The organism is Streptomyces sp. T028, assembly GCF_048159505.1.
In the GTDB taxonomy this organism is placed as follows: Bacteria; Actinomycetota; Actinomycetes; order Streptomycetales; family Streptomycetaceae; genus Streptomyces.
Genome location: NZ_JBLRVZ010000006.1, coordinates 1 through 11,699, shown reverse-complemented (window position 1 = coordinate 11,699; position 11,699 = coordinate 1). Strand labels below are relative to the sequence as shown.

Genomic DNA, 11,699 nt, shown 5'->3' with positions numbered 1-11,699 from the left:
AGGTCGGGGCGGTGATCATCACCATGGGCAACCGTCCCGACGAGCTCAGGGCCCTGATCGACTCGGTCGCGGGGCAGGACGGCGACCCGGTCGAGGTCGTCGTGGTCGGCAACGGCTCGCCGGTCCCGGACGTCCCCGAGGGCGTACGCACGATCGAGCTGCCCGAGAACCTGGGCATCCCCGGCGGCCGCAACGTCGGCATCGAGGCGTTCGGCCCCGCCGGCCGGGACACGGACGTCCTGCTCTTCCTGGACGACGACGGCCTGCTGGCCCACCACGACACCGCCGAGCTGTGCCGGAAGGTCTTCGCGGACGACGAGCGGCTGGGCATCGTCAGCTTCCGCATCGCCGACCCGGACACCGGCGTCACCCAGCGCCGGCACGTCCCCCGGCTGCGGGCCTCCGACCCGATGCGCTCCTCCCGGGTCACCACCTTCCTCGGCGGCGCCAACGCCGTCCGTACGAAGGTCTTCGCAGAAGTGGGTGGACTCCCGGACGAGTTCTTCTACGCCCACGAGGAGACCGACCTGGCATGGCGGGCCCTCGACGCGGGCTGGATGATCGACTACCGGTCCGACATGGTGCTGTACCACCCCACGACCGCGCCCTCGCGGCACGCGGTCTACCACCGCATGGTGGCCCGCAACCGGGTCTGGCTGGCCCGGCGCAACCTGCCCGCCGTGCTCGTCCCGGTCTATCTCGGGGTGTGGCTGCTGCTCACCCTGGCCCGGCGGCCCTCCCGGTCCGCGCTGAAGGCGTGGTTCGGCGGCTTCCGGGAAGGCTGGACCACGCCCTGCGGGCCGCGCAGGCCCATGAAGTGGCGTACGGTGTGGCGGCTGACCCGACTGGGCCGCCCCCCGGTCATCTGACAAGCTCGTCCCAGAGGGCTCCCGGCCGCACCGTGAGTCCCCCGGCTCATGCCAGCCCCGTCAAGGCTGTGCATCGCGAAGACGAAAGTTTCCTACTTGTGAGTGAGACAACGCATGACGGCGGAGTCGCGGTGAGCGCGCCTCCGTCGCCCGACGAGGGCCTGACGGCCGCCCAGCTGGCCGCCAAGTACGGGCTGGCCGTGAGCGGCGCCCGGCCCCCGGTGCGGGAGTACGTCCGCCAGCTCTGGGGACGCCGGCACTTCATCCTGGCCTTCTCCCGGGCGAAGCTGACCGCGCAGTACAGCCAGGCCAAGCTCGGCCAGCTGTGGCAGGTGGCGACTCCGCTGCTGAACGCGTTCGTGTACTTCATGATCTTCGGCGTGCTGCTCAACGCCAGCCGGGGCATGTCCAAGGACGTGTACATCCCGTTCCTGGTCACGGGCGTCTTCGTGTTCACCTTCACGCAGAGCTCCGTGATGAGCGGGGTCCGGGCGATCTCCGGCAACCTCGGCCTGGTGCGCGCCCTGCACTTCCCGCGCGCCTCCCTGCCGATCTCCTTCGCGCTGCAGCAGCTCCAGCAGCTGCTGTACTCGATGCTGGTGATGTTCGCCGTCGTGATCGCCTTCGGCAGCTACCCGGACGCCTCCTGGGCGCTGATCGTGCCGGTGCTGATCCTGCAGTTCGCCTTCAACTCCGGACTGGCGCTGGTCTTCGCCCGGGCCGGCGCGAAGACCCCCGACCTCGCCCAGCTGATGCCGTTCGTGATGCGGACCTGGATGTACGCCTCCGGCGTGATGTTCTCCATCCCCGTCTTCCTCGCCGACAAGCCGCAGTGGGTGGCCAACGTCCTGCAGTGGAACCCTGCGGCGATCTACATGGACCTCATGCGCTTCGCGCTCATCGAGGAGTACGGCGCCGAGAACCTCCCCGACCACGTGTGGGCCGTCGCCGGCGGCTGGGCCCTGCTGTGCGCGGTCGGCGGCTTCCTGTACTTCTGGAAGGCGGAGGAGAGGTACGGCCGTGGCTGACCAGGTACCCGAGCAGCAGATCCCCACCGTCATCGCCGACGACGTGCACATCGTCTACCGCGTCAACGGCGCGAAGACGGGCAAGGGCAGCGCCACCGCCGCCCTGAGCCGGATCGTCAAGCGCGGCGAGGAGCGCGGGGTGCGCAAGGTGCACGCGGTGCGCGGTGTCTCCTTCGTCGCCTACCGGGGCGAGGCCATCGGTCTGATCGGCTCCAACGGCTCCGGCAAGTCCACCCTGCTGCGCGCCATCGCCGGTCTGCTGCCGCCGGAGAGCGGCAAGGTCTACACCGACGGCCAGCCCTCGCTGCTCGGCGTCAACGCGGCCCTGATGAACGACCTCACCGGCGAGCGCAACGTCATCCTCGGCGGTCTCGCCATGGGTATGTCCCGGGAGCAGATCAAGGAGCGCTACCAGGAGATCGTCGACTTCTCCGGCATCAACGAGAAGGGCGACTTCATCACCCTGCCGATGCGCACCTACTCCTCCGGCATGGCGGCCCGGCTGCGCTTCTCCATCGCCGCCGCCAAGGACCACGACGTCCTGATGATCGACGAGGCCCTGGCCACCGGCGACCGCAAGTTCCAGAAGCGCTCCGAGGAACGCATCCGGGAGCTGCGCAAGCACGCGGGCACGGTGTTTCTGGTCAGCCACAGCAACAAGTCGATCCGCGACACCTGTGACCGCGTCCTGTGGCTGGAGCGCGGTGAACTCCGCCTGGACGGACCGACCGAAGAGGTCCTCAAGGAGTACGAGAAGTTCACGGGCAAGTAGCCGGAACGAGCCTGGGCCCCGCCGGAACTGACCGGTGGGGCCCCGCGTCTGCAAAGGAAACGTCAACTCCGGCCCACCGTAGGAATCTTGACGCCAATCGGTGTGTTGTTGTGATCTGCGGGACACCCGCGCGAACCTCGCTGCGTTGTACAACGTAAGCTGTGACCGGTCCCGAAACGCGTCAAGTGGGGCGATAACGCGCGACACCCTGGTCGGGGCTGCCGTGCGGACGGCCGGGCGGCGTGTCCGAAATAGTGTGTCTTGGGTCGGCGGTGTAGAACGGGAGATGTGACGGCAATGGCTACGGAAACTCCCCAGCTCAACGCAGCATGTGCCGTCCCTGCCCCGGGTAGTGAACGATGACGGCGCCGGCCGTGCCCCGCGCCGGCGGCCCGGAGCGCGGCACCCTCGACAAGGCCGCGGACGAGAACTTCCCGGTGGCGCCCTTCTTCCTGCCCAGGGCCTGGCGCGAGGACCTCATGGCCGTCTACGGCTTCGCCCGTCTCGTCGACGACATCGGCGACGGCGACCTCGCCCCCGGCGGCGCCGACGCCGCCCTCCTCGGCGTCCCGGCCGCCGACGCCGAGGACCGCATGCTCCTCCTCGACGCCTTCGAGGCCGATCTGCGCCGCGTCTTCGACAGCTCAGACAGATCCGACGGGTCCGACGACTCCGGTGGCGGGCCCCGCCACCCCCTCCTGCGCCGTCTGCGCCCCACGGTCCGCCGTCGCTCCCTCACCCCCGAGCCGTTCCTCGGCCTGATCGCCGCCAACCGCCAGGACCAGCTCGTCAAGCGCTACGAGACCTACGACGACCTCCTCGCCTACTGCGAGCTGTCCGCCAACCCCGTCGGCCGTCTCGTCCTCGCCGTCACCGGCACCTCGACCCCCGAACGGATCCGCCATTCCGACGCCATCTGCACCGCACTGCAGATCGTCGAACACCTGCAGGACGTGGCCGAGGACCTCGGCCGCGACCGCGTCTATCTGCCCGCCGCCGACATGAAGCGCTTTCATGTGCAGGAGGCGGATCTCGCCGCACGCACGGCGAGCGCCTCCGTGCGCGCCCTGGTCGCGTACGAGGCGCAACGCGCCCGCGATCTGCTGAATGAAGGCGCCCCCCTCGTGGGTAGCGTCCACGGCAGGCTGAGGTTGCTGCTCGCCGGGTTCGTGGCGGGGGGAAGGGCGGCGATCCACGCGATCGCCGCCGCCGAACACGACGTACTTCCCGGCCCGCCCAAGCCCGGCAAGCTCCGGTTGCTGCGCGAGGTGGGCGTGACCCTGCGAGAAGAGGGGTGATCCGGACCGTGGAGTCGTCACCGCACGTGTCCGCACCGGTACTCGCCGCCTACAGCTACTGCGAGGCCGTCACCGGACAGCAGGCCCGGAACTTCGCCTACGGCATCCGGCTGCTGCCCACACCGAAGCGCCGCGCGATGTCGGCGCTGTACGCGTTCTCCCGCCGTGTCGACGACATCGGCGACGGCGCACTGGACGACAAGGTCAAGACCGCCCGCCTCGAGGACACCCGCGCGCTGCTCGCCCGGGTCCGCGAGGGCGAGGTCGACGAGGACGACACCGATCCCGTCGCGGTCGCCCTCGCTCACACCGCGAGGGCCTTCCCGGTCCCGCTGGGCGGCCTGGGCGAACTGATCGACGGCGTCCTGATGGACGTACGCGGTGAGACCTACGAGACCTGGGACGACCTGAAGGTGTACTGCCGCTGTGTGGCGGGCGCCATCGGACGTCTCTCGCTCGGCGTGTTCGGTACGGAACCGGGAGCGCGCGGCGCCGAGCGCGCGCCGGAGTACGCGGACACACTCGGGCTCGCGCTCCAGTTGACGAACATCCTCCGGGACGTCCGCGAGGACGCGGCCGGCGGCCGCACCTATCTGCCCGCCGACGACCTCGCCAAGTTCGGCTGCTCGGCCGGGTTCGACGGGGCGGTCCCGCCGGAGGGCTCCGACTTCGCGGGACTCGTGCACTTCGAGGTGCGTCGGGCCCGCGCCCTGTTCGCCGAGGGGTACCGGCTGCTGCCCATGCTCGACCGGCGCAGCGGCGCCTGTGTCGCCGCGATGGCCGGCATCTACCGCCGCCTCCTGGACCGCATCGAACGCGACCCCGGTGCCGTGCTGCGCGGCCGGGTCTCGCTGCCCGGCCGGGAGAAGGCCTATGTCGCCGTACGGGGACTGTCGGGGCTGGACGCCCGGCACGTCTCGCGGCAGACCGTCAGGAGGCACTCCTGATGGGGACCATGGGCGACACCGAGGCCGACACCGTGGGCCGGGGTGATGCCGCCGGGGAACCCGCAGGAACCGACGGAAAGCGGCACGCAACCCTCCGCTGCGGTGTGGCGTCCCTGAGTGCGACCGCCCGCCGTGCAGAGTTCACCTACCACGCCAGGGCGGCAGGGGAGGGTGCGCGATGAGTGACGAACGGCAGGCCGCCGAGGGGCGGCACGCGGTCGTCGTCGGCGGCGGGCTCGCCGGCGTCACCACCGCGCTCGCGCTCGCCGACGCGGGCATGCGTGTCACCCTGCTGGAGGGCCGGCCCCGCCTCGGCGGTCTGGCCTTCTCCTTCCGGCGCGGCGAACTGACCGTGGACAACGGACAGCACGTCTATCTGCGCTGCTGCACCGCCTACCGCTGGTTCCTCGACCGCATCGGGGGCGCGGCGCTGGCACCGCTGCAAAATCGTCTCGACGTGCCCGTTGTCGATGTCGCGCGGCCCGAGGGACGCAGGCTCGGCAGACTGCGGCGCGACGCCCTGCCGGTGCCGCTGCACCTGGGGCGCAGCCTCGCCACGTATCCGCATCTCTCCCTCGCCGACCGCGCGAAGGTGGGCCGGGCCGCGCTCGCGCTCCAGGGGCTCGACCTCGCCGACCCGGCGCTGGACACGCAGGACTTCGGCAGCTGGCTGACCGCGCACGGCCAGTCGGCACGCGCCGTCGAGGCCCTGTGGGACCTGGTCGGGGTCGCCACCCTCAACGCGGTCGCGGGCGACGCCTCCCTGGGGCTCGCCGCGATGGTGTTCAAGACCGGTCTGCTCTCCGACCCGGGCGCGGCCGACATCGGCTGGGCCCATGTCCCCCTGGGCGAACTGCACGACGGTCTGGCCCGCAAGGCGCTCGACTCCGCGGGCGTGCGCACCGAGGTCCGTACCCGCGTCACCTCCGTCTCCCCCGACGAGAACGGGCGCTGGAGCGTGCGGGTTCCCGGCGAGACACTCACCGCCGACGCCGTCGTCCTCGCCGTACCGCAGCGCGAGACCCACGACCTGCTGCCGGCCGGGGCCCTGGACGCCCCCGAACGGCTGCTCGAGATCGGCACCGCGCCCATCCTCAACGTCCATGTCGTCTACGACCGCAAGGTGCTGGACGCCCCCTTCCTCGCCGCGCTGGGCACCCCCGTCCAGTGGGTGTTCGACCGCACCGACGCCTCCGGGCTGCGCGACGGCCAGTACCTCGCGCTGTCCCAGTCCGCCGCACAGGACGAGATCGACACCCCCGTCGCCGACCTGCGCGAGCGCTATCTCCCGGAGCTCGAACGGCTGCTGCCCCGAACCCGCGGCGCCGAGGTGAGGGACTTCTTCGTCACCCGGGAGCGCACGGCCACGTTCGCCCCCGCCCCCGGCGTCGGGCGGCTGCGCCCCGGCGCCCGCACCAAGGTTCCCGGCCTGTACCTGGCCGGAGCGTGGACCGCCACAGGGTGGCCCGCGACCATGGAGAGTGCGGTCCGCAGCGGCGTGAACGCGGCGGACGCCGCGCTCGGCGCCCTCGGCCGGCCCCGACCCCACCGGCTCTTCGCGTTCGAGGAGGCGGCCTGATGCTCGATCAGCACGGCTCGGCACACCCCCGCACCCCCTCCGGTACCGCAACAAGAGGAGAAACTGTGCCCACTGTGCCACCGGCCTCGCCGGCCGCTCGCAGGACCGCGGTGGACGTGACCGCGCTCCTGGAGCGCGGCCGCACCCTGGCCACACCGGTGCTCCGGGCGGCCGTCGACCGACTGGCGCCGCCCATGGACACGGTCGCCGCCTACCACTTCGGCTGGATCGACGCCCAGGGCAACCCGACCGACGGCGACGGCGGCAAGGCCGTGCGCCCCGCGCTCGCCGTGCTGTCCGCCGAGGTCACCGGGGCCGCGCCCGAGGTCGGCGTGCCCGGCGCGGTCGCCGTGGAACTGGTCCACAACTTCTCGCTCCTGCACGACGACCTGATGGACGGCGACGAGCAGCGCCGCCACCGCGACACCGTCTGGAAGGTGCACGGCCCGGCCCAGGCGATCCTGGTCGGCGACGCCTTGTTCGCCCTCGCCAACGAGATCCTCCTCGAACTCGGCACCGCGGAGGCGGGCCGCGCCACCCGCAGGCTGACCACCGCCACCCGCGCCCTGATCGACGGTCAGGCCCAGGACATCTCCTACGAGCACCGCGACCGCGTCAGCGTCGAGGAGTGCCTGGAGATGGAGGGCAACAAGACCGGCGCCCTGCTGGCCTGCGCCAGCTCCATCGGCGCCGTGCTCGGCGGCGCGGACGAGCGCACCGCCGACACGCTGGAGAAGTACGGCTACCACCTCGGCCTGGCCTTCCAGGCCGTCGACGACCTCCTCGGCATCTGGGGCGACCCGGTCTCCACCGGCAAGCAGACCTGGAGCGACCTGCGCCAGCGCAAGAAGTCCCTGCCGGTCGTGGCGGCGCTCGCGGCGGGCGGCCCCGCCTCCGAGCGGCTCGGCGAGATCCTCGCCGCCGACGCCAAGAGCAGCGACTTCGCGACCTTCTCCGAGGAGGAGTTCGCGGCCCGCGCCGCACTCATCGAGGAGGCCGGCGGCCGTGACTGGACCGCCGGGGAGGCCCGTCGTCAGCACACCGTCGCCATCGAGGCCCTGAACGCCGTCGACATGCCCGAGCAGGTGCGGGACCGGTTCACGGCGCTCGCCGACTTCGTCGTCGTACGAAAGAGATGATCACTATCGGTCGAATAGTCCTCGCGTAGTCGCCGGCCGGTGCAGCGAGGCGAGATGCGCACCGGCCGACGGCGTTCCCACAGCAGCACGACTCGCACGACTGCACGAAGGGGAAGCCATGACAGCGACGACCGACGGAAGCACCGGGGCGGCCCTGCCGCCCCGGGCGGCCGCGGCCAGCGACACCGACACCGACATCACCATCCCCGTGGCGGCCGGGGGACAAGAAGCCGCCGAACGCGCGATGCGACGCGCCACCGACTTCCTGCTCGCCCGGCAGGACCCCGAGGGCTGGTGGAAGGGCGACCTCGAGACGAACGTCACGATGGACGCCGAGGACCTGCTGCTCCGCCAGTTCCTGGGCATCCGCGACGAGGCCACCACCCAGGCCGCCGCCCGCTTCGTGCGCGGCGAGCAGCGCGAGGACGGCACCTGGGCCACCTTCTACGGCGGCCCGCCCGAACTCTCCGCCACCATCGAGGCGTACGTCGCCCTGCGCCTGGCCGGTGACACCCCTGACGCGCCCCACATGGCGAAGGCCTCGGCATGGATCCGCGAGCAGGGAGGCATCGCCGCCGCCCGGGTCTTCACCCGCATCTGGCTGGCCCTGTTCGGCTGGTGGAAGTGGGAGGACCTGCCCGAACTCCCGCCGGAGCTGCTGTACTTCCCGAGGTGGTTCCCGCTCAGCATCTACAACTTCGGCTGCTGGGCCCGGCAGACCATCGTCCCGCTCACGGTCGTGTCGGCGAAGCGCCCCGTGCGCCCGGCGCCGTTCCCGCTCGACGAACTGCACACCGACCCCAACCTCCCCAACCCGCCCAGGCCGCTCGCCCCGGTGAACAGCTGGGACGGTCTCTTCCAGCGGCTCGACAAGGTCGTGCGCGGCTACCGCACGGTCGCCGTACGCCGACTGCGCAAGGCCGCGATGAACTCCGCCGCCCGCTGGATCATCGAGCGCCAGGAGAACGACGGCTGCTGGGGCGGCATCCAGCCCCCGGCCGTGTACTCGGTGATCGCCCTGCATCTGCTCGGCTACGACCTCGAACACCCCGTGATGCGCGAGGGACTGAAGTCGCTGGACCGTTACGCCGTGTGGCGCGAGGACGGCGCCCGGATGATCGAGGCCTGCCAGTCCCCGGTGTGGGACACCTGCCTGGCGACCATCGCGCTCGCCGACGCCGGACTGCCCGCCGACCACCCCCAGCTCGTCAGGGCCGCCGACTGGATGCTCGGCGAGCAGATCGTACGGCCCGGCGACTGGTCCGTACGCCGTCCCCAACTCCCACCGGGTGGCTGGGCGTTCGAGTTCCACAACGACAACTACCCGGACATCGACGACACCGCTGAGGTCGTCCTCGCGCTGCGCCGGGTCCGCCACCACGACCCCGAGCGGGTGGAGAAGGCGATCGGGCGCGGGGTGCGCTGGAACCTCGGCATGCAGTCGCGGGGCGGGGCCTGGGGCGCCTTCGACGTCGACAACACCAGCCCCTTCCCCAACCGGCTGCCGTTCTGCGACTTCGGCGAGGTCATCGACCCCCCGTCGGCCGACGTCACCGCGCACGTCGTGGAGATGCTCGCCGTCGAGGGCCTCTCCCACGACCCGCGCACCCGGCGCGGCATCCGCTGGCTGCTCGCCGAACAGGAGCCGGACGGCTCGTGGTTCGGCCGCTGGGGCGTCAACTACGTCTACGGCACCGGGTCGGTGGTGCCCGCCCTGACCGCGGCCGGACTGCCCGCCCGCCACCCCGCGATCCGCCGGGCGGTCGCCTGGCTGGAGCGGGTCCAGAACGACGACGGCGGCTGGGGCGAGGACCTGCGCTCCTACCAGGACGCCGCCCGCTGGAGCGGCCGGGGCGCCTCGACGGCCTCCCAGACGGCCTGGGCGCTGATGGCTCTGCTGGCGGCGGGGGAGCGGGACTCCCGGGCCGTCGAGCGGGGCATCGCCTGGCTGGCCCGGACCCAGCGCGAGGACGGCTCCTGGGACGAGCCCTACTTCACCGGCACCGGTTTCCCCTGGGACTTCTCCATCAACTACCACCTCTACCGGCAGGTCTTCCCGCTGACCGCGCTCGGCCGGTACGTCCACGGGGAGCCGTTCAGCAAGAAGCCCTCTGCCCAGGCCGCTCCCGTCGAGGCCGTTCCTGCCGAGGCCGCTCCCGTCGAGGTCAAGGGGAGCTGAATGAGCACGCAGCCCGTCCCGGCCCCGCTGCTGATCGCCTGCGCCCTCGGCATCGAGCACCTCGCCCTGCGCATGGGCGACCGCAGCGGGGCCGGCGGGCCCGTCACCGTCCTGCGCACCGGCATGGGACCGAAGGCGGCCGAGCGTTCCGTCACCCGGGTCCTCGCCGACCCGGTGCTGGCCGGGGCGGCCGTGCTGGCCACGGGCTTCTGCGCGGGACTCGCCCCCGGTATGCACCCCGGCGACCTGGTCGTCGCCGAGGAGACCCGTGACCCGCGCGGCACCGTGCCCTGCGTGGCCACGGAACTGCTCGTCAAGGAACTCGTGCGTACCCTGCCCGGCCGCACCGTCCACACCGGCCCTCTGACCGGCTCCGACCACGTCGTACGCGGTCACGAACGGGCCGATCTGCTGGCGACCGGTGCGATCGCCGTCGACATGGAGTCCGCGGCCACGCTCCTGAGCGCCGTGCGCGCGGACGGACGCCCGGTTGCGGCCGTCCGGGTGGTCGTGGACGCTCCAGAACATGAACTCGTCCGGATCGGCACGGTGCGCGGTGGAATATCGGCTTTCCGTGTCCTTCGTTCCGTCCTGCCTGCATTCTTCGAATGGCACCGTAATGTGCTGCTCCCCCGGAGGTGAGCCGAATGGCCATGCCGCTGCGCCAGTCCATCAAGGTCGCTACATATCTGGCTGAACAAAAGCTCCGCAAGCGGGACAAGTTCCCCCTGATCGTGGAGCTGGAACCCCTGTACGCCTGCAACCTGAAGTGCGAGGGCTGCGGCAAGATCCAGCATCCGGCGGGGGTGCTCAAGCAGCGCATGCCGGTCGCCCAGGCCGTGGGGGCGGTCCTGGAGTCCGGTGCGCCGATGGTGTCCATCGCGGGCGGCGAGCCCCTGATGCACCCTCACATCGACGAGATCGTGCGGCAGTTGGTGGCGAGGAGGAAGTACGTCTTCCTCTGCACCAACGCCCTGCTGCTGCGCAAGAAGATGGACAGGTTCAAGCCCTCGCCGTACTTCGCGTTCGCGGTGCACATCGACGGGCTGCGCGAGCGGCACGACGAGTCGGTGGCCAAGGAGGGCGTGTTCGACGAGGCCGTGGCCGCGATCAAGGAGGCCAAGCGGCGCGGCTTCCGGGTCACCACCAACTCGACCTTCTTCAACACCGACACCCCGCAGACCATCATCGAGGTGCTCAACTTCCTCAACGACGACCTCAAGGTCGACGAGATGATGATCTCGCCCGCCTACGCCTACGAGAAGGCGCCCGACCAGGAGCACTTCCTCGGCGTGGAGCAGACCCGCGAGCTGTTCAGGAAGGCCTTCGCGGGCGGCAACCGGAGCAAGTGGCGGCTCAACCACTCCCCGCTCTTCCTGGACTTCCTGGAGGGCAGGGTCGACTTCCCGTGCACCGCGTGGGCGATCCCGAACTACTCGCTCTTCGGCTGGCAGCGCCCCTGCTACCTGATGAGCGACGGGTACGTGCCGACGTACCGCGAGCTGATCGAGGAGACCGACTGGGACAAGTACGGCCGAGGCAAGGACCCGCGCTGCGCCAACTGCATGGCGCACTGCGGCTACGAGCCCACCGCCGTCCTCGCCACCATGGGCTCGCTCAAGGAGTCGCTGCGCGCGCTGCGCGAGACGGTCTCCGGGAACCGGGAGTGAGGGCATGACCGCCGTCCCTCTGGGCGTCCCCGAGGTGCCGGTCCGGCCGGTCGCCGCGCGGCGTGTGTCGCGGCGGATCCAGGTCGGGCCGGTGGCGGTCGGGGGCGGGGCCCCGGTGTCGGTGCAGTCGATGACGACGACCCGTACGTCGGACGTCGGCGCGACCCTTCAGCAGATCGCCGAGCTGACCGCGTCGGGCTGCCAGATCGTGCGGGTGG

At 71.3% G+C, this 11,699-nt stretch carries 12 protein-coding genes; all 12 read left to right on the top strand.

The window, feature by feature from the left end; genetic code table 11:
* The first annotated feature begins 23 nt into the window (after positions 1 to 23).
* On the top strand, positions 24 to 869 hold the full coding sequence (locus tag ACLZN2_RS05750; protein ID WP_416977547.1) for a glycosyltransferase family 2 protein: 846 nt from the start codon (positions 24 to 26) through the stop codon (positions 867 to 869).
* 98 nt (positions 870 to 967) lie between these two features.
* Complete coding sequence (locus ACLZN2_RS05745) at positions 968 to 1,897, top strand: ABC transporter permease (protein ID WP_416977272.1); 930 nt, start codon at positions 968 to 970, stop codon at positions 1,895 to 1,897.
* On the top strand, positions 1,890 to 2,669 hold the full coding sequence (locus ACLZN2_RS05740; RefSeq protein ID WP_416977271.1) for an ABC transporter ATP-binding protein: 780 nt from the start codon (positions 1,890 to 1,892) through the stop codon (positions 2,667 to 2,669). The genes ACLZN2_RS05745 and ACLZN2_RS05740 overlap by 8 nt, the downstream gene beginning before the upstream one ends.
* Before the next feature lie 359 nt (positions 2,670 to 3,028).
* Complete coding sequence (gene hpnC / locus ACLZN2_RS05735; protein WP_416977270.1) at positions 3,029 to 3,967, top strand: squalene synthase HpnC; 939 nt, start codon at positions 3,029 to 3,031, stop codon at positions 3,965 to 3,967.
* Entirely contained in the window at positions 3,964 to 4,914 is a 951-nt protein-coding gene (gene hpnD, locus ACLZN2_RS05730; RefSeq protein WP_416977269.1) for a presqualene diphosphate synthase HpnD, read from the top strand. The genes hpnC and hpnD overlap by 4 nt, the downstream gene beginning before the upstream one ends.
* Positions 4,914 to 5,096: a DUF6380 family protein gene (locus ACLZN2_RS05725; RefSeq protein WP_416977268.1), complete on the top strand. Its 183-nt coding sequence runs from the start codon at positions 4,914 to 4,916 to the stop codon at positions 5,094 to 5,096. The genes hpnD and ACLZN2_RS05725 overlap by 1 nt, the downstream gene beginning before the upstream one ends.
* Positions 5,093 to 6,493 carry a hydroxysqualene dehydroxylase HpnE gene (gene hpnE, locus ACLZN2_RS05720; protein ID WP_416977267.1) on the top strand — a complete coding sequence of 467 codons (1,401 nt, stop codon included), beginning with the start codon at positions 5,093 to 5,095 and terminating at the stop codon, positions 6,491 to 6,493. The genes ACLZN2_RS05725 and hpnE overlap by 4 nt, the downstream gene beginning before the upstream one ends.
* 74 nt (positions 6,494 to 6,567) lie before the next feature.
* Positions 6,568 to 7,632, top strand: a complete 1,065-nt coding sequence (locus ACLZN2_RS05715; protein ID WP_416977546.1) for a polyprenyl synthetase family protein — start codon at positions 6,568 to 6,570, stop codon at positions 7,630 to 7,632.
* A gap of 118 nt (positions 7,633 to 7,750) precedes the next feature.
* Positions 7,751 to 9,811, top strand: coding sequence for a squalene--hopene cyclase (gene shc, locus ACLZN2_RS05710; RefSeq protein ID WP_416977266.1), 2,061 nt, complete (start codon positions 7,751 to 7,753; stop codon positions 9,809 to 9,811).
* Positions 9,812 to 10,453: a 1-hydroxy-2-methyl-2-butenyl 4-diphosphate reductase gene (locus ACLZN2_RS05705; protein ID WP_416977265.1), complete on the top strand. Its 642-nt coding sequence runs from the start codon at positions 9,812 to 9,814 to the stop codon at positions 10,451 to 10,453.
* 5 nt (positions 10,454 to 10,458) lie between these two features.
* Positions 10,459 to 11,481: an adenosyl-hopene transferase HpnH gene (gene hpnH / locus ACLZN2_RS05700; RefSeq protein ID WP_416977264.1), complete on the top strand. Its 1,023-nt coding sequence runs from the start codon at positions 10,459 to 10,461 to the stop codon at positions 11,479 to 11,481.
* A gap of 4 nt (positions 11,482 to 11,485) precedes the next feature.
* Positions 11,486 to 11,699, top strand: a 214-nt coding sequence (locus tag ACLZN2_RS05695; RefSeq protein WP_416977263.1) for a flavodoxin-dependent (E)-4-hydroxy-3-methylbut-2-enyl-diphosphate synthase, incomplete at its 3' end; no start/stop codon positions are given.

Excerpts from the sequence above, each read along its gene's own strand:
- ACLZN2_RS05750 (WP_416977547.1), top strand. The coding sequence starts at position 24 with ATGGGCAACCGTCCCGACGAGCTCAGGGCCCTGATCGACTCGGTCGCG.
- hpnC (WP_416977270.1), top strand. The coding sequence starts at position 3,029 with ATGACGGCGCCGGCCGTGCCCCGCGCCGGCGGCCCGGAGCGCGGCACC.
- ACLZN2_RS05725 (WP_416977268.1), top strand. The coding sequence starts at position 4,914 with ATGGGGACCATGGGCGACACCGAGGCCGACACCGTGGGCCGGGGTGAT.
- hpnE (WP_416977267.1), top strand. The coding sequence starts at position 5,093 with ATGAGTGACGAACGGCAGGCCGCCGAGGGGCGGCACGCGGTCGTCGTC.
- shc (WP_416977266.1), top strand. The coding sequence starts at position 7,751 with ATGACAGCGACGACCGACGGAAGCACCGGGGCGGCCCTGCCGCCCCGG.
- ACLZN2_RS05705 (WP_416977265.1), top strand. The coding sequence starts at position 9,812 with ATGAGCACGCAGCCCGTCCCGGCCCCGCTGCTGATCGCCTGCGCCCTC.
- hpnH (WP_416977264.1), top strand. The coding sequence starts at position 10,459 with ATGGCCATGCCGCTGCGCCAGTCCATCAAGGTCGCTACATATCTGGCT.